This window comes from Actinomadura rugatobispora, from assembly GCF_055379765.1.
Genome location: NZ_AP029191.1, coordinates 7,880,881 through 7,902,031 on the forward strand (window position 1 = coordinate 7,880,881; position 21,151 = coordinate 7,902,031).

A 21,151-nucleotide genomic window follows, 5' to 3' on the forward strand; every position below is an offset into this window, starting at 1 on the left:
AGGGAAGGACGGTGTGGTGGGCCTGCGTGTCCTGGCTGTGGATGACGAGGCGCCCGCGCTGGACGACCTCGTCCATCTGCTGCGCGCCGACCCGCGGATCGGCGAGATCGACACCGCCCGCGACGGCGCCGCCGCGCTGCGCCGCCTCGACCGGGCGCTGGCGGAGGGCCGCCCGATCGCCGCGGTCTTCCTCGACATCCGGATGCCGGGCCTGGACGGCACGGTGCTCGGCCGGGTGCTGGCGCAGTTCGCGCGGGCGCCGCACATCGTCTACGTCACCGCCTACGAGGGGCACGCCGTGGACGCGTTCGAGATCAAGGCGACCGACTACATCCTCAAGCCGGTCCGTCCGGAGCGGCTGGGTGAGGCGATCAGGCGCGTCTCCGAGAGCGTCGGCCGGGGATCCGATGACCAGCGGCCCGGCGGCGGTGCGGCGGGCGCCGAGCCGGAGCCGCCCGCCGAGCCGGAGTCGATGCCGGTCGAGCTCGGCGGGGTGACCCGGTTCGTCGCGCCCGCCGAGGTGCTGTACGTGGAGGCGCAGGGCGACTACGCGCGCCTGCATGTGCCCGGCGGCGGCAGCCATCTGGTCCGCATCCCGCTGGCGGCGCTGGAGGAGCGCTGGCGCGCCGCCGGGTTCGTCCGGGTGCACCGCAGCCATCTGGTCGCGCTGTCGGCGATCGAGGAGCTGCGGCTGGACTCGGGCCGCTGCACGATCCTGGTCGGCGGCGCCGAGCTGCCGGTCAGCCGGCGGCACGTGCGGGAGTTGCGCGACCTGCTGGTGCGCAAGGCGAGGCCGTCCCGATGACGGCCGAAGGCCGGGAGGGCAGGGAGGCCAAGGCGGGGCGCGAGGGCCGGATCGCGCCGGGGCGGGTGCTGGTGACCGGCCCGCGCACCCGTGCCGCCCGACGCCCCCGCTACCCGGTCACCCGCGAGATCGACGAGCAGACCGGGCTCGGCGAGGCGTACATGCGCTCCCTGGTGCGCGCCCAGCTGCGCCTGGCGGTGCGGGTCTGCCTGGTGCTGGCCGTCGTGGTGCTCGGGCTGCCCGCGCTGTTCGCGCTGTTCCCCGACCTGCGCGTGCAGCGGCCGTTCGGGGTCCCGCTGGCCTGGGTGCTGCTGGCCGGGCTGATCTACCCGTGGTTCGTCGCCTGCGGCTGGTGGTACGTGCGGCAGGCCGAGCGCAACGAGCGCGACTTCGCCGACCTGGTGGACCGCGCCCCCGGCGGGGACCGCTGAGCGCCGATGACCACTGAGCGCCGATGACCGCCGCGTACGGGCTGGCCGGGGTGGTGCTGGTCGTGCTGGCCACCGTCCTGGTCGGCACCCTCGGGCTGCGCATGTCCCGCACCACCTCCGACTTCTACGTCGCCTCCCGCACCGTCAGCCCGCTGCGCAACGCGTCGGCGATCGGCGGCGAGTACCTGTCGGCGGCCTCGTTCCTGGGCATCGCCGGGCTGATCCTGGCCTACGGCGCCGACATGCTCTGGCTGCCGGTCGGCTGGACGGGCGGCTACCTGGTGCTGCTGGTCCTGGTGTCGGCGCCGCTGCGCCGCTCCGGCGCGTACACGCTGCCCGACTTCGCCGAGGCGCGGCTGGAGTCGATGGCGGTCCGCCGCGTCACCAGCGTGCTGGTGGTGCTGATCGGCTGGCTGTACCTGCTGCCGCAGTTCCAGAGCGCCGGGCTGGTGCTGCGCACGGTCGCGGGCGCGCCGGTGTGGACGGGCGGCGTGCTGATCGCGGTGGTCGTGGCGGTGAACGTGCTGGCCGGCGGGATGCGCAGCATCACCATGGTGCAGGCGTTCCAGTACTGGCTGAAGCTGACCGCGCTGGCGGTGCCGCTGGTCTTCCTGCTGCTGGCGTGGCGGTACGACGGCGCGCCCGGCCTGTCGTCGCGGGACGCCCCGCCGCGGTTCGCCGACCGCACCACCGTCTCGGTCGGCGCGGCGGTCACCGTGGAGGTCGTCACGCCCGTCCGGGTCACCGCGGAGGGCCGGGTGGACGGCCGCGCCCACGACGGCGACGCGCTGGTGCTGGCGCCGGGGCCGCACCGCGTCGACAAGGACACCGCGCTCACCTTCCCGCCCGGCGCCGACGTGCCGCACGTGACCGGGACGCCGTCGCGCACCGACCGGGAGTGGGCGATGCCGCTGGCCGGCCGCGACCACTCCCTCTACGCCACGTACTCGCTGATCCTGGCCACCTTCCTCGGCACCATGGGGTTACCGCACGTGCTGGTGCGCTTCTACACCAACCCCGACGGCCGGGCGGCGCGCCGCACCACCGTGATGGTGCTGTCGCTGCTGGGCGCCTTCTACCTGCTGCCCGCCCTGTACGGGGCGCTGGGCCGGCTCTACACGCCCGAGCTGCTGATGACGGGCCGCACCGACGCGGTGGTGCTGACCCTGCCGGGGCGGCTGATCGGCGGGCTCGGCGGCGACCTGCTCGGCGCGCTGGTGACCGGCGGCGCGGTGGCGGCGTTCCTGTCGACGTCCTCGGGGATCACGGTGTCGGTGGCCGGGGTGCTGGCGCAGGACATCCTGCGCGGCGGGGTCCGCTCGTTCCGGGCCGCCACGCTGCTGGCCCTGGTCGTGCCGCTGGCGTGGGCGGTCGCGGCCCGTTCGCTGGCGGTGGCGGACGTGGTGGGGCTGGCGTTCGCGGTGGCGGCGTCCACGTTCTGCCCGCTGCTGGTGCTGGGGGTGTGGTGGCGGCGGCTGACGGTGCCGGGCGCGCTGGCCGGGCTGGTCACCGGCGGGACGCTGGCGGGCGCGGCGGTGGCGGTCACGATCGCGGCGGGGCCGCCGGACGGGCTGGCGGGCGCGCTGCTGGCCCAGCCCGCGGCCTGGACGGTCCCGGTCGCGTTCGCCGTGATGATCGTCGTGTCGTGGTGCACACCGGGCCGGGTGCCGCCGGGGGTGGGGCGGATGATGGTGCGGCTGCACACCCCCGAGTCACTGGACGTCGACCGGGGCACGTGGCGTCCCAAGCGCGTCTGAGCCGCGCCGGCACGTCGAAGGGGCGGAGACCGGTATGCCCGGGGGTGTCCTGGATCATCCCGACCGTTCACCGTGCCAGGAGGACCGTTCGTCGACGCGACGAGTGGATCGCCGCCGGTGAGCGGCGCCTGGCCGCAGCCCCGCGCCGCACCCCTCGCCCGTGCCCGGCCCGGCTCCTACGGTGGCGCGTGACCGGCGTCACAACTGAGGAGGGCTCGTGTCCGTCGAGCAGAGCACCCCCGGCTCCGTCTATGAACGGTTCCAGGGCAGTCCCGAGTTCCAGGAGCTGCGGCGCAGATTCCGCCGCTTCGCCTTCCCGATGACCGCGGCGTTCCTGGCCTGGTACCTGCTGTACGTGGTGCTGTCGGGCTGGGCGCGCGACTTCATGGGCACGCAGGTGGTCGGGGTCATCAACGTGGCGCTGGTGTTCGGGCTGCTGCAGTTCGTGTCGACCTTCCTCATCGCGTGGCTGTACGCGCGGCACGCCGAGCGCAGCCTCGACGCGCTCGCCGACCAGGTGCGCGCCGCGGTCGAGGCCGAGAGCGCGGGGGACGCCCGATGAGCCACGAGACCCTGGCGATCGTCCTGTTCCTGACGTTCGTGGCCGCCACCCTCGTCATCACCGTGCGGGCCAGCCGGAACACCAAGGACGCCACCGACTTCTACGCCGGCGGCCGCTCGTTCTCCGGCGTGCAGAACGGCCTGGCGATCGGCGGCGACTACATGTCGGCCGCCTCCTTCCTCGGCATCGCCGGCCTGATCGCCCTGTACGGCTACGACGGATTCCTGTACTCGATCGGGTTCCTGGTCGCCTGGCTGGTGGCGCTGCTGCTGGTGGCCGAGCTGCTGCGCAACTCGGGCCGCTTCACCATGGCCGACGTGCTGGCGTTCCGGATGAGCCCGCGGCCCGTCCGCACCGCCGCCGGGGTCTCCACCATCGCCGTGTCGATCTTCTACCTGCTGGCCCAGATGGTCGGCGCGGGCGCGCTGGTGGCGCTGCTGTTCGGGTTCACGAGCGAGTTCGCCAAGGGCGCCACGATCGTGCTGGTCGGCGCCCTCATGATCATCTACGTGGTGGTCGGCGGGATGAAGGGCACCACCTGGGTGCAGATCGTCAAGGCCGTGCTGCTCATGGGCGGCGCGACCCTGGTCACCGTCCTGGTCCTGGGCAAGTTCGGCTTCAACCTCTCCACCCTGCTGCGGGACGCGGCCGAGCAGAGCGGCAAGTCGGGCCAGTTCCTCGAGCCGGGCCTGCGGTACGCGACCGAGTCGCAGGGCCTGTCGGGCAAGCTCGACCTGATCAGCCTGGGCCTGGCCCTGGTCCTCGGCACGGCCGGGCTGCCGCACATCCTGATCCGCTTCTACACCGTCCCGACGGCCCGGGACGCCCGCAAGTCGGTGCTGTGGGGGATCGGCATCATCGGCGCGTTCTACCTGCTGACGCTGGTGCTGGGCTTCGGCGCCGCCGCCCTGGTGGGCACCAAGGAGATCGCCGCGGAGAATCCGGCGGGCAACACCGCCGCGCCGCAGCTCGCCCAGGAGATCGGGGAGCGGGTCTTCGGCGAGGCGGGCGGCACGATCCTGCTGGCCGTCATCGCGGCCGTCGCGTTCGCCACCATCCTGGCGGTCGTGGCGGGGCTGACCCTGGCCTCCTCGTCGTCGTTCGCGCACGACCTGTACGCGCACGTGATCAAGAAGGGGAAGGCCAGCGAGCGCGACGAGGTCCGGGTCGCGCGGATCTCCGCCTTCGTCATCGGCGCGGTCGCGATCGTCCTCGGCATCTACGCCCAGCGGCTGAACGTGGCGTTCCTGGTCGCGCTGGCGTTCGCGGTCGCCGCGTCCGGGAACCTGCCCGCGATCCTCTACAGCCTGTTCTGGAAGCGGTTCAACACCGCCGGCGCGGTGTCGGCCATCTACGGCGGCCTCGGCTCGGCGATCCTCCTGGTGGTGTTCTCCCCGGTCGTCTCCGGCTCGGAGAAGGCGCTGTTCACCGGGGCGGACTTCAGCTGGTTCCCGCTGGAGAACCCGGGCATCGTCTCCATCCCGTTCGGCTTCCTGTGCGGGTGGCTCGGCACCGTGCTGAGCAAGGAGCACAACGCGGCCAAGTACGCGGAGATCGAGGTCCGCTCCCTGACCGGGGCGGGCGCGGAGGGCGTCGGCCCGGCCACGCCGCCCCCGCCGGCCCCGCCGGTGAAGAAAGGGCCGTGACGGCCCTTCGCTGACGGTCCGCGCGGCGTCCACCCAGCGCCCGGTACCCGCGCGGCCAACGGCCCCGTCCCTCCGCCCTGGGACGGGGCCGCCCCCTTGCCCGGCGGCCCCGCCGCCCGGAAAACATCTGGAGTCCCGCGCGGTTTGCGGGGAGGCTGGGGTGCCATGGCGTACGGGGAACGGGACCGGGTGCGGGCGCCCCTGGTGGAGCTCGCCGACCGGCGGGCGCTGGAGCGCTGGGCGCCCGCCGACCAGGACGTGGTGGACGAGGCGCGCCGCCTCAAGGAGCGGGCGCTGCTCGACCTCGGGATGTCGCACAGCGCCATCGCGTCCTGGCTCTACAGCAAGTGCCACCACCAGATCCCGACGACGGCGGTGGACACCGCGGCGGTGCTCGCCTCCGGCGACGGCACCTGCCTGCTGCTCTACAACCCGGGCTTCTTCGCGGGGATCGGGCAGGCGGGCGTGCGGTTCGTGCTCTTCCACGAGGCGCGGCACATCGTGCAGCGCCACCTGTTCACCGATCCCGGCCTGCGCGCCGACCCCGTGTTCACGCTGGCGTGCGAGGTCACCATCAACCACGTCGCCCTCGCCCGGCTCGGCGGCGGCCTGCCGGAGCTGGAGGGGGAGCGGGTCGGGGTCGACCCCCGGCGCGTCCACGGGCTCTATGTCAAGGACCTTGAGGAGCAGGGGCTGGAGCCGCTCCGGTACGAGGAGTGGGCCGACACTGACCTGAGCGTCTACCGCGAGCTGGGACGGATGCGGAACCCGCCCGGGACGGGGGACGCGATCTGCGTGCACGTGGCCCTGGACGGGACCGGCGGGGGCGTCCTCGACCAGGAGACCGTGGACCGGATCGGGAACGAGGTGCTGCGGAGCGTCCTGCTCGCGGCCCGCCGCGGCGACCGTACGGCCCGCCGGGAACTGCTCGATCTGCTCGGCCGTACGGGGGGCGCCGCGGAGAGCGTCGACCGGGTGTGGGGTGATCTCGGCGCGCACGCCCTGCGCGGCGAGACGGTCCGGACGCGGCGCGTGGAGTGGTGGCAGCGGTGGCTGGTCGACGTGCTCGGGTCGAAGCTGCGCGAGGGCGAGCGGCTCGCCTACCCCAAGAAGCGCGGGGCGCTGCTCGCGGCGCTCGGGCACGAGCCGATGCTGTCCCGGCAGGGCCCGCGGCGGGTGAAGGCGCTGGTGATCGCGCTCGACACCTCCGGGTCGATGCCGGACGGCGTGGTGCGGTGGCTGGGCGAGCTGGTCGGCCGGATCGACGGGGTGGAGGCCGAGTGGGTGGCCTTCGACGCCGCCGTCAAGCCGTTCCGCCCGGGGGAGCCGCTGCGCGGGGGAGGGGGCACCAGCTTCGCGGCGCTCCGCCGGCACGTCGAGGCGAGGGCCGAGCCCGCGGACGCGGTGATCGTGGTGACCGACGGGCACGCCCCGCCGATCGCGCCCGCCGACCCGGACCGGTGGATCTGGCTGATCACGCCGGGCGGCGACGAGTGGCCGGAGCGGCGCGACCCGCCCATGGCCTGCCACCGGGTGCGGCCGCCCGGCTGAGACGTCGCGGGTAACGCGTCGCGCGTTCGCTGCGGTTTCAGTACGGTGTCGCCTCATGTCCCCCCAGCGCGATCCACACCAAGGCCGGACGATGACCAGGGCGCGCGACATCGCCCGCTGCACGGCGGGGCTGCTGCGCTTCGCCACCCCCGGCGAGATGGGCGAGCTGCTCGGCCTCCTCCCGCCGGGCCATGTCCCGCACGCCCTGCACAGTCACGGGACGCCCAACCGGGTGGTCATGGAGGCGATGCTGCGGCGGGGCAGGACCAAGGACCTCACCCTGCTGGTGGAGCAGGCGCTGCTGCACGACGATCCGCCCGGCCTGTTGGGGCGGCTGCTCGATCTGGACGACCCGGAGGTCAACGGGGAGCTGCTGACCGCCGAGGCCGGCCTGGCCCGCATCCCGCGCAACCTGCGCCGCCAGCTGGCCCACCAGACCTCGCGCCGCGACGGCGTCACGCCGCGGCCGCTGCCCGCCGAGCTGCGCACGCTGCTGTCGACCGGGCACCGGGCGCAGGATCCCCTGGACCACGCGCTGCTGTACGCGGCCGATCCCGACCTGGCCGAGAAGATGCTGTGGTTCCTGGGCGCGGGCGCCGACCCGCACGGCGCCGTCCGGGCCTGCCGGACGCTGCTGGACGCCGGGCGGCACGCTGAGCTAGCGGCGCTGGTGGAGCAGGGACGGCTGCCCGCGTTCAAGTGGGGGCCGGAGAAGTCGGAGCCCAGCGTGCTCGCCTACGCGGAGGCGGCGGTCACCAGCGACGAGGGCGCGCGGCGGCTGCGCGAGGTGTCGGAGCGGGTGCGCCGGCCGGAGTTCCTGCGCTCGGTCGCCGAGATCGCCGACCTGGACGGCTGCGAGCCCTGGCGCGCCGGCCGCCCGCTGGTCCCCACCGTCGTGAACCGCCGCCACGCCTCCATCCCGCGCGTGGACTGGAACGCGGTCCTGGAGGACGAGCCGCGCCGCCGGGCGGCGGAGGGGCCGTTCCCGTACCGGGCCGCCAGGTTCATGGCCAGGCGCACCGACGTCCCCGTGGACCTGGTGCGGCGGCTGGTCGAGGACCATCCCGAACTGGCGGTCTTCGTCGCCGATCCCGCCCCCGAGGTGCTGGCCGCGCTGTGCGCGATGGGGGCCCGGCCGGGCGCCGAGGTGCTGCTCAAGGTCGTCGGGAACGGGCTGGTCGCGGGCACCCTCACCCCCGTCTTCGTGGTGGAGACCGTCCCGGAGGAGGTGCTGGACGTCGTCGCCGGGTCGCTGTGGCTGCCCGGGATGCGCGGCACCGCGGCGATCAGGACGCTGCTCGGCCGGTCCGGCGACGTGACGCTGACCCCGCCGTTCGTGGAGGAGACCGGGCACGGCCGGTTCCGGCGGCTGCGCGACCCGGGACGGCGGCCGCACTGGGACCCGGGCCTGGCCTACGGGCCGGAGGTCGCGGAGATGATGCGGCGGCGGAGCGGTCTTCTCACCGCCGACGACGTCCTGTCCAGTGCGGACCCCGACCCGCTCCTCGCCCCCTCGGACGGCGGGCTGCCCGATCCGCGGGTGCTGCTGCGGCTGGCCGAGCACGTCCACGAGCACCTGGGCGGCCGCCCGGAGGCGTGGATGGTGGCGCTGAAGCTGCTGGAGGACGGCTTCGTCGGCTCGCTGCGCAAGCTGATCGTGACGGCGGGCGCCGTCACCAGCTAGCGATCCGGTAGTCCTTGAGCAGGCAGCCGTGCGGCGGGTCGCCGTCGCGCTCGCCGCGCACGATCGGGTCGTAGATCCGGGCCGCGGCGTCGACGACGTCCAGTGGCGGCCGGAACCCGGCGGCGGCGCGGCGCTCCCGGTCGGGCGCGGGCTGCTGGTCGGTGAACCAGCCCGGGTCGACGCTGGTGACGTGCACGCCGCGGCCGGCCAGCTCGGACGCGCTGGTGCGGGTGAGCATGTTGAGCGCCGCCTTCGCCATGTTGGTGTGCGGATGCTCGGGGCCCTTGTGGTGGCGGTCGAACTGCCCCTCGACGGCGGAGACGTTCACCACGTACCGGCGCGGGTGCGGGGAGCGCTCCAGCAGCGGCCGCAGCCGTCCCAGCAGCAGGAACGGGGCGGTGACGTTGATGAGCTGCACCTCCAGGAGCTCGATGGGGTCGATCTCGTGCACCAGCCGGGTCCAGGAGTTGTCCGGGGACGGGTCGGGCAGGAGGCCGGCGATGTCCACCGTCCCGGACCGGGTGGCGACCGGGAGGAGCGGGACGGACGCGGAGGCGGCGGGGGCCAGCGCGGGCGCCGCGGCGCCCTCGCCCTCCAGCAGCGCGGCGTACGACTCGGGCGGGTGCCGCAGAGTCTGCGCGGCGAGGTTCACGAGGATGTCGAGGGGTTCCCCGGCGGCGTTCAGTTCGTCGCACCAGCGGACGAGGGCGGGGATGTCGCGCAGGTCCATGCCGGTGACGGTGAGCCGGTCCCACCAGTCGCCGCGGTCGGGCACCGCGGCGAAGCGGCGGCGCGCGTCGGCGGGGAAGCGGGTGAGGGCGGTGACGGACGCGCCGTCCCGCAGCATCTTCAGGACCAGCTCGAACCCGGCCTTCACCCGCCCGCCGGTGACGATCGCGCGGCGCCCGGTCAGGTCGGCGCGGGCGTGCCGGTGCTCGTGGTGCTCCTCGGCGCACGGCGGGCACAGCCGGTGGTAGAAGGCGTCGGCCTCGTCGAAGTGGGCCTTGCAGACGTAGCAGCTCAGCAGCCCGCCGAGCGGCGTGCGCGCCCGCACGACGGCCGTCCGCGCCGCGTCCGGCGGCGCGAGGGGGGCGCCCTCCTCGCGGTCGGTGGCGCCGGTGGCGGTTCCGGCCAGGACGGCGGCGTCGGCGGCGGCGCGGCGGCGCCGTTCCAGCGCCCGGTCCCGCCCGCGGTTGCGCTTGACGAACGCGGAGACCGCCTTCCGCACCCGCTCCAGGTCGGGGTCGCCGTCGGGCGCGGTGGCCAGCTCCTCCAGGACGCGCAGGCAGGTCCGCACATCGTCGTCACGCATGCGTGCCATTAAATCGGGTGATCCCGGACGCCCTCACCCGCTGTACTTGATCCATGAGCATGCCGGACGGGCCGCGGCTGGCCCACTTCATCGACACGATGATCGGCCTGGGCATCACCGGGCAGGTCTTCGGCGACCACGGCATCGGCAAGACCTCCACGTTCTTCCACCATGTCCGGCGGGCGCACGAGGGGGTGCGGCTGGTGTACGTGCCCGCCGCCAACCTCACCCCCGACGACCTGCTGGTCAACGCCCCGGTCCGGCAGGACGGCGAGCTGGTGCTGCGCCAGCTGATCATGCGGCAGCTCAGGCCGGGCAAGCCGTTCGTGCTGCTCATCGACGACTCGCTGCAGGCCGGGGCGACCATCCAGTCGCAGCTGATGCAGGTCGCCTGCGACTGGACGCTCGGCGAGCACGACCTGCGCGCGCTGGGCTGCGTCGGGGTGTTCCTCACCGACAACGAGTCGCGGGACGAGACCGGGGCGCGCCGCTCGGACCTGGCCATCCTGGACCGGATGGCCACGCTGCGGGTCACCGCCGCCGACACCGCGTGGCGGGCGGCGCTGTCGCGCAAATTCCGCGGGGTGGACCTGGCCGGGGTGTTCCGGGTGTGGGCGTCGCTTCCGGCGGAGCTGCGCCGGCTGCTGTCGCCGCGCACGCTGGAGCACGTCCTGGACTGCGCGCTGGAGGGCTTCCCGCTCGCCTGGGGGCTGCCGCTGGTGGACGGACGGCGGCTGCCGCTCGCCGCGCCCGGCAAGGACGGGAGGCCGGGGGAGGACCGGGCCCCGGAGATCCTCGGCCGGATCGCCGAGGAGCTGCGCCGCGCCGGGGCGGACGCGCCCGACCCCGGGCACCTGCCCGACGCGGTGCGGCGGGTGGTGCGCACGGCGCTGGAGCGCCGCTGGTCGGTGCTCGTCCAGGGGCCGCCCGGCTGCGGCAAGACCGAGGTGGTCAAGGAGGTCATGCGGGAGGAGCTGGGCATCGACCCGCTGTACTTCTCGCTCCCGGTCACCAACGTGGAGGACCTGTGCGCGCCGGTGCCCACGCTCGACGGCACGCTCGACAACCTGCTGGCCGCGCCGTTCACCGGGTCCGGCGACAAGGCGATCGTCTGGGACGAGTACAACCGCCCCAAGGACAAGGCCGCCTTCGCCAGGCTGATGGAGATCACCCAGGAGTGGTCGCTGGCCGGCCGCCGGATCGAGGGGCTGCGGGCGCAGATCGCGCTGCAGAACCCGCCGTACCACCTCGGCCGCAAGCTGCTGGTGGCGCGGAACTCGATCGCGCAGGCGTCCCGGTTCACCGTGTCGCTGGAGATCGACCCGGAGGACATCCCGGCCAACGAGTGGCTGATCGCCCGCTACGGGGCGACGGCCGAGACCGTGCTGGAGTGGTGGAAGAACGACATCGACGACGAGGGCCGGCAGTGGATGACCAAGCGGACCCTGGAGCGGCTGATCCGGCTGCACGGCCGCGGCCTGCCCCTCGACGTCGCCAAGATCTACCTCGGGGACGGGGAGTACGCGCCGGTGCCGCTGGGCGAGCTGGAGGCGCGGCTGGCGAGCCGGCCGGTCACCGGGCTGCGGGAGCTGGCCGCCGACCTCGACGGCTGGGAGGGGCGGCTGCGCGCGGCCCGCGAGGAGGGGCCCGAGGGCTCGGACGCGACCGACGTCGTGCACCGCGTCCTGGCCAACGCCGAGCTGTCGCAGCTGCGCGAGCACCGGGAGGCGGCGGCGCGGCTCGCGCCGCTGCTGCCGCCCAAGCTCAAGGCGACCTACCTGGTCGGCGTCGACGCCGACCGGCAGCGGTTCTGGACCGACGTCTTCGTCTCCGGCGCGTGACGCCGCCCGGTGACGCGGCGCGCTACCGGGTGAGCAGCAGCCGGAGGAGGGCCTCCGCGCACGCCTCGATGTTGGCCACCGAGCAGGTCTCGTCGGTGACGTGCGCCTGCTCGGGGTCGCCCGGACCGTACACGACCACGGCGGGACCGCCGAGCCGGCCGGTCAGCACGGAGGCGTCGGTGAAGTAGGTCGCGTACGAGGGCGGCTCCGCCGACGAGCCCGGCACCAGGGTCTCCAGCACCGCGCCGAGTCCGGGGGCGGCGGGATCGGTGGCCACGCCCGGCAGGTCCATGACCCGCTCGAGCTCCACGTCCGGCCCGCACAGCCGGGAGATCTCCGCGACCGCCTCGTCCGACCCGAACCCCGGGACGGTCCGCACGTCCAGCAGCATCTCGGCGCGGTCGGGCACCAGGTTGGGCTGCACGCCCGAGTGGAAGGTGCCCACGTTCACCGTGGCCCTGCCGTGCGTGGGGCTCGCCGGCCAGCGGTCGTGCCCGTGCACGCGCAGCGCGGCGCCCGCCAGCGCGGCGATCGCGTTGCGGCCCAGTTCGGGCCGCGAGCCGTGCGCGGACACTCCGCGCGCCGTCGCCCGCAGCCACAGCGCGCCCTTGTGGCCCAGCACGATCCGGTTGCCGGTCGGCTCGGCCACCAGCAGCAGCCCGGCGGGGTCGAGCAGGGCGGGGTCGATCAGCGCGGCGCCGTCGCAGCCGGTCTCCTCGCCGAAGGTGAAGACCAGCTGGGGCCCGGCGGCCTCCGGGCGTTCCCGGGCGGCGCGCACGGCCGCCGCGACCTGCGCCGCGATCCCGGCCTTCATGTCGCTGCCGCCGCGTCCCAGCAGCCGTCCGTCGCGGATCTCGCCGCTCAGCGGGTCGAACGACCACTCCCCGGCGCGCGCCGGGACGGTGTCCAGATGCCCGGTGAAGGTGATCGCGGACGGTGCGGCGCCGTCCGGGACGCGGCGCGCGAGGAGGTTGGCGCGGCCGTCGGCCGGCTCGTCCACCCGCACCTCGAACCCGGCGCCGTCCAGGAGGTCGGCGAGCAGGTCGGCCGCCCGCCGCTCCCCGCCCCCGCGGGTGTCCAGCCGGACGAGCCGCCGCGCCAGCTCCACCGGGTCGACGCCGCTCATCGCGGGCCTCCCGCCCGGGTGCTGTCCCTGACCACCAGGTGGGGGACCAGCGCGATGTGCGCGCGGGAGCCCGGCGCCGCGTCGCCGCCGGCGGCGGCCTCCGCGGCCGCGGCCAGCAGCCGGACGGCCTCGGCGGCGATGCGGTCGCGGGGCTGGTCCACGGTCGTCAGCGCGGGCTCGCCGAGCCGCGCGAACTCGATGTTGTCGAACCCGGTGACCTGCACCCGGCCCGGCACGTCGATCCCGTGCGCCCGGCAGGCCCGGGTGACTCCGAGCGCGATCAGGTCGTCGGCGCACACGATCGCGTCCGGCGGCCCGCCGGGCGAACCGGCGGCGAGCTCGGCGACGGCGGCCTCACCCCACTCGACCGTGTAGTCGTCCAGCAGAATCCACGCGTCCCGGACGGCCATGCCCAGGTCGGCGGCGCGGCGGCGGAAGCCCTCCAGCCGCTGCTCGCTGGAGGAGTTGGTCAGCCGCGACCCCACGAACGCGGCCGAGCGGGCGCCGCCCTCGTGCAGGTGGTCGACGACCTGGCGCATCGCGGCGATGTCGTCCACGCCCACCCAGTCGGTGTCGGTGCCGCCGACGAACCGGTCGAGCTGCACCAGCGGCAGCCGGTCGGCGGTCTCCTGCACGGCCGGTCCGCTGGCGGTGCCGTGGCTGGGGCTGACGATGATGCCGTCGACGTTGCGCGCCACCAGCGAGGCCAGCCGCCGCGCCTCGACCTCGGGGTCGGACTGGGCGTCGCACAGGAACAGCTCCTTGCCCTCCCGGCCCAGCGCGTGCTCGACGCTCTCCACCAGCGAGGTGAAGAACGGGTTGGTGATGCTCGGGACGACCATGCCCACGGTGTCGGTCCGGCTGTTGCGCAGGGCGCGGGCGATGGAGTTGACCCGGTAGCCGAGATCGTCGGCGGCCTTCTGCACGCGGCGGCGCATCTCCGCCGACGCCTGGCCCCGGCCCGACAGGACCCGCGACACCGTCGCGGTCGACACCCCGGCGCGCTCGGCGACCTCGGCGATCGTGACGCGCCCTCCGTTCCCGCCACGCTGCTGCAATCGTTTACCTCCCCGAAACAACACGCACCGAGATATTTACCGCTTGACCCGGCTTGACGTGAGTATAGAGCCTTGACTGCCTGCGGATATATACCTACGGTTCATTCAAACTTCGACTGCAATCGATTACAGCAACAGGAGCAGCGGATGACCGAGACCACGGGAAGCGGGCGCACGCTGGGCGTCTTCCCGCCCAAGCCGAACGCGATCAGGGAGCTGTTCGGCACGGGCAAGGCGGTCATCGGCGCCGTCCACCTGCCCCCGCTGCCCGGCAGCCCGCACTACGAGGGCGTCCCGCTGGACGAGATCGCCGCGTTCGCGGTCGAGGAGGCCCGCGGCTACCTCGGCAACGGCTGCCACGGCGTGATCGTGGAGAACCACTGGGACATCCCCTTCCTCAAGCCCGGCGAGCACGGCTACGAGACCGCCGCGGCGATGGCCGTGGTGACCGACCGCGTCCGCGAGTCGGCTGCCGGGGACCGCGCGGGCAGAGGTGTCGGCGTCAGCGTGCTGTCCAACGCCGCCGAGTGCTCCATCGCCGCCGCCTGGGCGGCCGGCGCCGGGTTCGTCCGGGTCAACCAGTGGGCGAACGCCTACGTCGCCAACGAGGGCATCATCGAGGGCCAGTCGGCCAAGGCCACCCGCTACCGCAGCCGGATCGGCGCCAAGCCCGTCAAGGTGTTCGCCGACGTGCACGTCAAGCACGGCGCGCACGCCATCGTCGCCGACCGCACCCTGGCCGAGCAGACCGAGGACGCCGAGTTCTTCGACGCCGACGTGCTCATCGCCACCGGCTCCCGCACCGGCGACGCCGCCGCGCTGGACGAGGTCGCGGGCATCGCGGAGAACACCGTCCTCCCGGTGATCATCGGCTCGGGGATCAGCGCCGCCAACATCGGCGGGCTGCTGCCCGCCTGCGACGGCGTGATCGTGGCGTCCTCGGTGAAGGACAACGGCCGCTGGTGGGGCCGGGTCGACCCGGCGAAGGTCCGCGAGCTGACCGAGGCCGCCCGCAGGGCCGGCGCGGAGCTTCCGTGATCGTGTTCTGCGGTTACGCCAACAGCGACCTGACGGTCGGCGTCCCCGCGCTGCCCGGCGCCGGCGACCGCGTCCAGGCCACCCGGATGGACCGCGGCGACGGCGGGATGGGCGCCAACGCCGCGGCCGCCGCCGCCCGCGTGGGCGCCGCCGTCCGCTTCGCCGGGGTCGTGGGCGACGACCCGCTGAGCGCGGCGTTCCTGGACGCGCTGGCCCGCGACGGCGTCGACGTCTCCTGGACGGCCCGCACCGGCGCCCTCACCACCTCGGTCATCCTGCTCACCCCCGACGGGGAACGGTCCATCATCAGCCAGGACGACGACCTCGGCACCGCCCGCGTCTCCGAGGTCGTCCGCTCCGCGGCCCGCGCGGGGGCCGGGCTGCTCTACCTGGACGGCTACCGCTTCCCCGACGCGGCGGCGGCGTTCGACGGCGGCGTGCCGTTCCGCGTGCTGGTCGACCTCGACGGCGCCGACACGGCCGAGGCCGTGCGGGCCGCGCTGAAGGTCGCCGACCACGCCGTCGTCGGCCGCGCCCAGGCCGCCGCCCTGCTCGGCGGCGACGCCGAACTGGCCGGGGCCGCCGCGTCCTACGGCACCCACCTGCTCGTCACCGACGGCCCGCGCGGCTGGACGCTGCTCACCCCGTCCGGCGCCCGCCGCGACGGGCAGGCCCTGAGCGTGACCACCGTGGACGCCACCGGCGCCGGCGACTGCTTCGCCGGCACCTACGCCGCCGAACTCGACCGCGGCGCGGACCCGGTGGCGGCCGCCCGGTTCGCCGCCGTCGCCGCCGGGCTGTCGTGCACCCGCCCCGGCGCCCGGGACGGGCTGCCGTCCCGCGCCGCCGTCGAAGACGTTCTCACCCGCGCCGAGGGATCCGCATGAAAGGACCCAGAATGAAACGAACCGTGGCGGCCCTGGTGGCGCTCGGCCTGGCGGCCTCGGCGACCGTGGGCTGCGACACCCAGGCCCGCAGGGAGATCGAGGCGGAGAAGAAGGCGCAGCAGGCGGGCCCGCCCGGGCCGAAGCGGGTCGCGCAGTCCTGCGAGGTGCAGGGCCGGGCGCCGCGGATCGGGATCGTCCCGATCAACCTGCAGGCCCTGTTCTTCAACCAGATCAACAGCGGCGCCAAGATGGTGGCCGCCAAGGCCGGCGCGCAGGTGCAGATCGTCAACGGCAACGACGACTCCACCACCCAGGCCAACGCCATCGACGACCTGGTCGCCAACCGGTACGACGCGATCATCGTGGACGCCGTCGACACCGAGGGGATCAAGCCGGCCGTCCGGCGCGCCGACGCCGCCGGGGTCCCGGTCGTCGCGGTGGACGCCACCGTGGACGACCCCGCCGTCTCCACCCAGGTCGGCACCGCCAACGCCAAGGGCGGCCAGGAGCTCGGCGAGCACCTGGTGAAGGAGTCCGGCGGCAAGGGCGACATCGGTATCGTGGGGGCGCTCAACAGCACCATCCAGCTGGAGCGGCAGAAGGGCTTCACCGACACCGTCACCGCCCGCGGCATGAAGATCAAGACGGTGGTGGACGGCCGCAACATCCAGGAGAACGCCCAGACCGCCGCCGAGAACCTCCTCACCGGTGACCCGGACCTGCCCTACGCCTACGCGACCGGCGAGCCCGCGCTGGTCGGACTGGCGGCCGCGGTCAACTCCCAGCAGCGCACCGGGAACGTCAAGGTCGTCGGCTGGGACCTGTCCCAGCAGGCGGTGGACGGGCTGCGGGCGGGCTGGATCATCGGGGTCGTCCAGCAGAACACCTTCGAGTTCGGCTACGAGGCCATGAACGCGGCGATCGACCTGGCCTGCGGCCGCACCCCGGCCAAGGACGTGCCGGTGCCGACCCAGATCGTCACGCCGGACAACGTGCGGGACTACCTGTACTACCTGGAGAAGTGAGCGATGACTGACACACCGCTGGTGAGCCTGCGCGGCATCACCAAGTCGTTCGGCGCGGTGCGGTCCCTGCGCGGCGTGGACCTGACGCTGCACGAGGGGGAGGTGCTCGGCCTGGTCGGCGACAACGGCGCGGGCAAGTCGACGCTGATGAAGGTCCTGGCGGGCGCGCTGCGGCACGACTCCGGGACGATCAGCGTGGCCGGCCGCGAGGTCCGCTTCGCCAGCCCCGCCGACGCGCGGGCGGAGCGGATCGGGATCGTCTACCAGGACCTGGCGCTGTGCGACACCCTGGACGTCGGCAGCAACCTGTTCCTGGGCCGCGAGCCGCGGCGCGGGCCGTTCGTGGACCGCCGGGAGATGCACCGCCGGGCCGCGCAGATGCTGTCGGACCTGCACGTCAGGGTGAAGTCCACGCACCAGGAGATCGGGCACCTGTCCGGCGGGCAGCGGCAGGCGGTCGCGATCGCCCGCGCGGTGTCGTTCCAACCCCGGGTGCTGATCCTGGACGAGCCGACCGCCGCGCTCGCGGTGGCCGAGGTCCGCCAGGTGCTGAGCATGATCCGCCGGGTGGCGGCGCAGGGCGTCGGGGTCATCCTCATCACCCACCGGCTGCAGGACCTGTTCGAGGTCTGCGACCGCATCACCGTGATGTACGAGGGCCGCAGCGTCGAGGACGAGCGGATCGCCGACCTGGACATCGAGCGGCTGGTCGCCATGATCACCCGTTCCGGCATGGACGACGGGGAGGAGGCGGCGTGAGCGAGTTGGAGGGGCGCGGCGTCGCCTGGACTGACGAGCGAGGAACGAGCGAGGAGGGAAGGCGGCGCCATGAGGCGCCCCGGAAGCGAGCGGGGGACACGGCGTGAGCGTACAGACGGCTCCGGCCACGGCCACGGTGACGGCCTCGAACCCGAGCCTGTGGGAACGTGCCAACAAGGCGACGGTGGCGATGGCCGCCGTCACCGTGGCGGTGTTCCTGGGCTTCGGGGTGGCCGCCGACAACTTCCTGACCTTCGGCAACCTCTCCAACCTGGCCACCCAGGTCGCGATCACGCTGATCGTGGCGGTGGCGATGACGTTCGTGATCAGCACCGGGCAGATCGACCTCTCGGTCGGGTCGACCGTGGCGTTCGTGGCGGTGGCCACCGCCGAGCTTCTCCAGGCCGGCTGGGACTCCTCGCTGGTCATCGTGGCCGGGCTGGCCGCGGGCCTGTTCTGGGGCGCGGTGAACGGCTGGCTGTCGGCCTACCAGAAGATCCCGCCGTTCATCGTCACGCTGGCGACCATGTCGGTGATCCGGGGCATCGCGCAGCTGTGGACGCAGGGCTTCTCGGTGCCCATCGACAAGCGGCTGTTCGTGGCGCGGATCGGCGAGGCCAAGTTCCTCGGCTTCTCCGTGCTGGCCTGGATCGCCCTGGCGGTCGTGGTCGTGGGCGCGGTGCTGCTGGCGCGGATGCGGTTCGGCACCTACGTCAACGGCATCGGCTCGCAGGAGGAGTCGGTGCGCCGCGCGGGCGTGAACACCGACCGGATCAAGATGATCACGCTGATGCTGACCGGGCTCGCGGCGGGCGCGGCCGGGATCCTCACCGCGGCCCGGCTGGGCTCGGGCTCGGCCAACTCCGGCGAGGCCTTCGAGCTGACCGTGATCGCCGCGGTGGTGCTGGGCGGCACCAACCTGTTCGGCGGGCGCGGCACGGTGGTCGGCACCATCATCGGCGCGCTGATCACCGGCGTGATCGCCAACGGGCTGACGCTGCTCGGGGTGAGCCCGTTCCTGACCCCGATCGTCACCGGGCTGGTGCTGATCGCGGCGATCTGGATCAACCTGCGCGGGCGCACGCTCGCCGACCTGTTCCAGCATCTCTCAGGGAAACGGTGACCGGCACGCCATGACGGTGACGACCGTGACCGGCCCCGTCCCCGCGGCGGGGCTCGGTCTCACCCTCACCCACGAGCACCTGTGGAACGACGTGCGCGACGCGGTGAGCCCGCCCGCGGATCCCGAACTGGGGTTCCTGCGCGAGGCCAGGACCTCGCCGCAGCTGGCGTGGCTGCTGCGCGAGAACCCGTACGCGTGCCTGGACCACTGCGTGCTGGACGACACCGGCGCGATGCTGGAGGACCTGGTCGCGTTCGCCGCGTCCGGCGGCGGCACGATCGTGGACGTCACCCCGGCGGGCCTGGGCCGCGACCCGCGGGTGCTCCGCTCCCTGTCCGAGCGGAGCGGGCTGCGCGTTGTCATGGGGTCGGGCTGGTACCTGGAGCGTTTCCACCCGCCGCACCTGGCCTCCACCTCGGAGCAGGACCTGGCCGCGGAACTGGTGGCCGAGTTCGAGCACGGCGCGGACGGTACGGGGATCGCCCCGGGCGTCATCGGCGAGATCGGCGTCTCCTCGGACTTCACGCCCGCCGAGCATCGTTCCCTGAGGGCGGCGGCGCGCGCGCAGCGTGAGACGGGCGTTCCCCTCTACATCCACCTGCCCGGGTGGCAGCGGCGCGCGCACGAGGTGCTCGACATCGTGCTGGGGGAGTACGGGGTGCCGCCGGGCGCCGTGGTGCTGTGCCACATGGATCCCTCCGGCGACGACCCCGCCTATCAGCGCGCGGTGGCCGACCGGGAGGTGTGGCTGGAGTTCGACATGGTCGGGATGCCGTTCCTGTATCCCGGCGAGGGCCAGTCCCCGGCGCCCCACGAGACCGCCCGCGCCGTGGCGGCCCTCATCGAACGGGGGCACGGCCACCAGCTCCTGCTGAGCCACGACGTGTTCCTCAAGGGGATGCTCACCCGGTACGGCGGCAACGGCTTCCGCTACGTACCGACCCTGTTCCTGCAGCGCCTCGTCGGCCTGGGCACCTCGCGGGAGGTCGCCGAGGACCTGCTGCGGGGCAATCCCGTCCGGCTGTTCCAAGCGGCGGCCGCACGCTGACACAGACCAAGCCACGGCGACCGCCCCGGCATGACCAACACAGAAGGAGTGCGAGACATATGAGCCGCGTTCTCATCGCAGGCGAGAGCTGGGTCACCCAGTCCACCCACATCAAGGGCGTGGACCACTTCACCACCAGCTCGTACGTCGTCGGCGTCGGGCCGCTGCGCGAGGCGCTGCGGAGCCGCGGCCATGAGGTGGTGCACCTGCCGGCGCATCTCGTCCCCGCCGAGTTCCCCGCCGACCCGTCCGAGTACGACGTGGTCGTGCTGTCCGACATCGGCGCGAACTCGATCCAGCTCGCCCCGGAGGTGTTCGAGCAGGCGCGCCCCGGCGCCGACCGGCTCGCGGGACTGCGCGACTGGGTCTCCGGCGGCGGCGGGCTGCTCATGGTGGGCGGCTACCTGTCGTTCACCGGGTTCGAGGGCAAGGCGGCGTTCCGCAACACCGTCCTGCACGAGGTGCTCCCGGTCGAGCTGCTGCCAGAGGACGACCGCGTGGAGCTTCCCGCCGGGGCGAACGCCACCGTGACCGACGCGTCCCACCCCGCGCTGGGGGGCGTCTCAGGAGAGTGGCCGTCGCTGCTCGGCTACAACCGCGTACGGACCCGGCCCGGTACGGACGTCCTGGCCACCCTCAACGGCGACCCGCTCGTCGCGGTCGCCGGCCACGGGCGGGGCCGTTCGGCGGTCTTCACCTCCGACTGCTCCCCGCACTGGGCGCCCACGCACTTCTGCGAGGACTGGGACGGGTACGCGAAGGTCTTCGGCGGCCTCGTCGAATGGCTCGCCGGATGACCCGCGTCCAACGACTCCTGGACGGCTGCGCCGACCCCCTGGACCGCGCCCTCGGACTGCGCTTCATCCAGGAGGTGCGCACCGGCGCCGTCACGGACCAGACCTATGCCGACTACCTGCTCATCGAGGAGGGCTTCGTCGACACGGCGACGCGCCTGCACGGGCTGGCGGTCTGGGACGCCCCCGACCGCGACGCCCTGGAACGCAACGCGCGCGCCGTCCACGCCCTGACCACCGAGCAGACCGACTACTTCCGCGCGGCCCGCGCGGCCTGGCCCGTCCGGGCGGACCTGGGCGCGGGGGCGCTCGCCCAGGCGGACCGGCTCTCCGAGTACAGCCTGGAGGCCGCGCGCACGGGCGGCTACGCGGCGGTGACGACGATCCTGTTCGCCGCCGAGACGCTCTACCTCACCTGGTGCACGCGGGCGCACGAGGGCGGAGCCGTACGGTCGGGGCCGATCGCCGAGTGGGTCGCGCTGCACGCCCGCGACCCGTTCCGCGAGGGGGTGGCGGCGCTGGCCGCGCAGGTGGACCGGCTCACCGAGCCCGATCCGGTGCTCGCCGGATGGTTCACCGGCATGCTCGAGGCCGAGATCGCCTTCCACGACGCCCTCTACGCGTAGCGGCGGGTCGGTCGGGGCCTTTCATGAAGAACGGATGACCTGTGATCTGACGGAAATCGCGGACAGCTTCCCGCCGCC

Annotated in this window: 19 protein-coding genes; 16 read left to right on the forward strand and 3 right to left on the reverse strand. The window is 73.9% G+C overall.

What is annotated here, in order from left to right; all coding sequences use genetic code 11:
• The first annotated feature begins 13 nt into the window (after positions 1-13).
• The 7 genes from ACZ466_RS35305 to ACZ466_RS35335 all read left to right on the forward strand — a co-directional run bounded on the left by ACZ466_RS35305 (position 14) and on the right by ACZ466_RS35335 (position 8,436).
• A complete protein-coding gene (locus ACZ466_RS35305; protein WP_378290954.1) occupies positions 14-805 on the forward strand; it encodes a LytR/AlgR family response regulator transcription factor in 792 nt (263 codons plus the stop codon).
• Positions 802-1,236 (forward strand): hypothetical protein, encoded by a 435-nt coding sequence (locus ACZ466_RS35310; RefSeq protein WP_378290956.1) that lies wholly within the window; start codon positions 802-804, stop codon positions 1,234-1,236. Before ACZ466_RS35305 ends, ACZ466_RS35310 begins: the two co-directional genes overlap by 4 nt.
• A gap of 23 nt (positions 1,237-1,259) precedes the next feature.
• Complete coding sequence (locus ACZ466_RS35315) at positions 1,260-2,993, forward strand: sodium/solute symporter (protein ID WP_378290958.1); 1,734 nt, start codon at positions 1,260-1,262, stop codon at positions 2,991-2,993.
• 217 nt (positions 2,994-3,210) lie between these two features.
• Positions 3,211-3,555: a DUF485 domain-containing protein gene (locus ACZ466_RS35320; RefSeq protein ID WP_378290960.1), complete on the forward strand. Its 345-nt coding sequence runs from the start codon at positions 3,211-3,213 to the stop codon at positions 3,553-3,555.
• Positions 3,552-5,201, forward strand: coding sequence for a solute symporter family protein (locus tag ACZ466_RS35325; protein WP_378290962.1), 1,650 nt, complete (start codon positions 3,552-3,554; stop codon positions 5,199-5,201). The genes ACZ466_RS35320 and ACZ466_RS35325 overlap by 4 nt, the downstream gene beginning before the upstream one ends.
• 165 nt (positions 5,202-5,366) lie before the next feature.
• Positions 5,367-6,752, forward strand: coding sequence for a DUF2201 family putative metallopeptidase (locus ACZ466_RS35330; RefSeq protein WP_378290964.1), 1,386 nt, complete (start codon positions 5,367-5,369; stop codon positions 6,750-6,752).
• A 91-nt stretch (positions 6,753-6,843) separates the two neighbouring features.
• On the forward strand, positions 6,844-8,436 hold the full coding sequence (locus tag ACZ466_RS35335) for a hypothetical protein (RefSeq protein ID WP_378290966.1): 1,593 nt from the start codon (positions 6,844-6,846) through the stop codon (positions 8,434-8,436).
• On the opposite strand, the gene ACZ466_RS35340 is transcribed toward ACZ466_RS35335, so the two are convergent.
• Positions 8,426-9,748 carry an SDR family NAD(P)-dependent oxidoreductase gene (locus tag ACZ466_RS35340; RefSeq protein ID WP_464041804.1) on the reverse strand — a complete coding sequence of 441 codons (1,323 nt, stop codon included), beginning with the start codon at positions 9,746-9,748 and terminating at the stop codon, positions 8,426-8,428. The genes ACZ466_RS35335 and ACZ466_RS35340 overlap by 11 nt on opposite strands.
• A gap of 53 nt (positions 9,749-9,801) precedes the next feature.
• Between ACZ466_RS35340 and ACZ466_RS35345 the strand changes: the two genes are divergently transcribed.
• Entirely contained in the window at positions 9,802-11,589 is a 1,788-nt protein-coding gene (locus ACZ466_RS35345; RefSeq protein WP_378290973.1) for an ATP-binding protein, read from the forward strand.
• 22 nt (positions 11,590-11,611) lie between these two features.
• Here the strand turns inward: ACZ466_RS35345 and ACZ466_RS35350 are convergent, their stop codons facing one another.
• Both ACZ466_RS35350 and ACZ466_RS35355 read right to left on the reverse strand, forming a co-directional pair.
• Positions 11,612-12,715, reverse strand: coding sequence for a M20/M25/M40 family metallo-hydrolase (locus ACZ466_RS35350; protein ID WP_378290975.1), 1,104 nt, complete (start codon positions 12,713-12,715; stop codon positions 11,612-11,614).
• Positions 12,712-13,773: a LacI family DNA-binding transcriptional regulator gene (locus tag ACZ466_RS35355; protein ID WP_378290977.1), complete on the reverse strand. Its 1,062-nt coding sequence runs from the start codon at positions 13,771-13,773 to the stop codon at positions 12,712-12,714. Before ACZ466_RS35355 ends, ACZ466_RS35350 begins: the two co-directional genes overlap by 4 nt.
• A 147-nt stretch (positions 13,774-13,920) precedes the next feature.
• Between ACZ466_RS35355 and ACZ466_RS35360 the strand changes: the two genes are divergently transcribed.
• The 8 genes from ACZ466_RS35360 (at position 13,921) to ACZ466_RS35395 (ending at position 21,073) form a co-directional block, all read left to right on the forward strand.
• On the forward strand, positions 13,921-14,811 hold the full coding sequence (locus ACZ466_RS35360) for a BtpA/SgcQ family protein (protein ID WP_378290979.1): 891 nt from the start codon (positions 13,921-13,923) through the stop codon (positions 14,809-14,811).
• Positions 14,808-15,698, forward strand: a complete 891-nt coding sequence (locus ACZ466_RS35365; RefSeq protein WP_378290981.1) for a carbohydrate kinase family protein — start codon at positions 14,808-14,810, stop codon at positions 15,696-15,698. Before ACZ466_RS35360 ends, ACZ466_RS35365 begins: the two co-directional genes overlap by 4 nt.
• An 11-nt stretch (positions 15,699-15,709) precedes the next feature.
• Positions 15,710-16,723 carry a substrate-binding domain-containing protein gene (locus ACZ466_RS35370; RefSeq protein ID WP_378290983.1) on the forward strand — a complete coding sequence of 338 codons (1,014 nt, stop codon included), beginning with the start codon at positions 15,710-15,712 and terminating at the stop codon, positions 16,721-16,723.
• A gap of 3 nt (positions 16,724-16,726) precedes the next feature.
• Entirely contained in the window at positions 16,727-17,482 is a 756-nt protein-coding gene (locus ACZ466_RS35375; RefSeq protein ID WP_378290985.1) for an ATP-binding cassette domain-containing protein, read from the forward strand.
• Between the two features lie 103 nt (positions 17,483-17,585).
• A complete protein-coding gene (locus ACZ466_RS35380) occupies positions 17,586-18,605 on the forward strand; it encodes an ABC transporter permease (RefSeq protein WP_378290987.1) in 1,020 nt (339 codons plus the stop codon).
• A 10-nt stretch (positions 18,606-18,615) separates the two neighbouring features.
• Positions 18,616-19,653: a phosphotriesterase family protein gene (locus ACZ466_RS35385; protein ID WP_378290990.1), complete on the forward strand. Its 1,038-nt coding sequence runs from the start codon at positions 18,616-18,618 to the stop codon at positions 19,651-19,653.
• Between the two features lie 59 nt (positions 19,654-19,712).
• Entirely contained in the window at positions 19,713-20,450 is a 738-nt protein-coding gene (locus ACZ466_RS35390; RefSeq protein ID WP_378290992.1) for a glutamine amidotransferase, read from the forward strand.
• Positions 20,447-21,073 (forward strand): TenA family protein, encoded by a 627-nt coding sequence (locus tag ACZ466_RS35395; protein WP_378290994.1) that lies wholly within the window; start codon positions 20,447-20,449, stop codon positions 21,071-21,073. Before ACZ466_RS35390 ends, ACZ466_RS35395 begins: the two co-directional genes overlap by 4 nt.
• Positions 21,074-21,151 lie beyond the last annotated feature (78 nt).

Bases quoted from the DNA above. Each gene is read 5' to 3' on its own strand.
- ACZ466_RS35390 (WP_378290992.1), top strand. From the start codon at position 19,713: ATGAGCCGCGTTCTCATCGCAGGCGAGAGCTGGGTCACCCAGTCCACC.
- ACZ466_RS35315 (WP_378290958.1), top strand. From the start codon at position 1,260: ATGACCGCCGCGTACGGGCTGGCCGGGGTGGTGCTGGTCGTGCTGGCC.
- ACZ466_RS35375 (WP_378290985.1), top strand. From the start codon at position 16,727: ATGACTGACACACCGCTGGTGAGCCTGCGCGGCATCACCAAGTCGTTC.
- ACZ466_RS35360 (WP_378290979.1), top strand. From the start codon at position 13,921: ATGACCGAGACCACGGGAAGCGGGCGCACGCTGGGCGTCTTCCCGCCC.
- ACZ466_RS35385 (WP_378290990.1), top strand. From the start codon at position 18,616: ATGACGGTGACGACCGTGACCGGCCCCGTCCCCGCGGCGGGGCTCGGT.
- ACZ466_RS35330 (WP_378290964.1), top strand. From the start codon at position 5,367: ATGGCGTACGGGGAACGGGACCGGGTGCGGGCGCCCCTGGTGGAGCTC.
- ACZ466_RS35310 (WP_378290956.1), top strand. From the start codon at position 802: ATGACGGCCGAAGGCCGGGAGGGCAGGGAGGCCAAGGCGGGGCGCGAG.
- ACZ466_RS35345 (WP_378290973.1), top strand. From the start codon at position 9,802: ATGAGCATGCCGGACGGGCCGCGGCTGGCCCACTTCATCGACACGATG.
- ACZ466_RS35395 (WP_378290994.1), top strand. From the start codon at position 20,447: ATGACCCGCGTCCAACGACTCCTGGACGGCTGCGCCGACCCCCTGGAC.
- ACZ466_RS35350 (WP_378290975.1), bottom strand. From the start codon at position 12,715: ATGAGCGGCGTCGACCCGGTGGAGCTGGCGCGGCGGCTCGTCCGGCTG.
- ACZ466_RS35370 (WP_378290983.1), top strand. From the start codon at position 15,710: ATGAAACGAACCGTGGCGGCCCTGGTGGCGCTCGGCCTGGCGGCCTCG.
- ACZ466_RS35335 (WP_378290966.1), top strand. From the start codon at position 6,844: ATGACCAGGGCGCGCGACATCGCCCGCTGCACGGCGGGGCTGCTGCGC.
- ACZ466_RS35325 (WP_378290962.1), top strand. From the start codon at position 3,552: ATGAGCCACGAGACCCTGGCGATCGTCCTGTTCCTGACGTTCGTGGCC.
- ACZ466_RS35340 (WP_464041804.1), bottom strand. From the start codon at position 9,748: ATGCGTGACGACGATGTGCGGACCTGCCTGCGCGTCCTGGAGGAGCTG.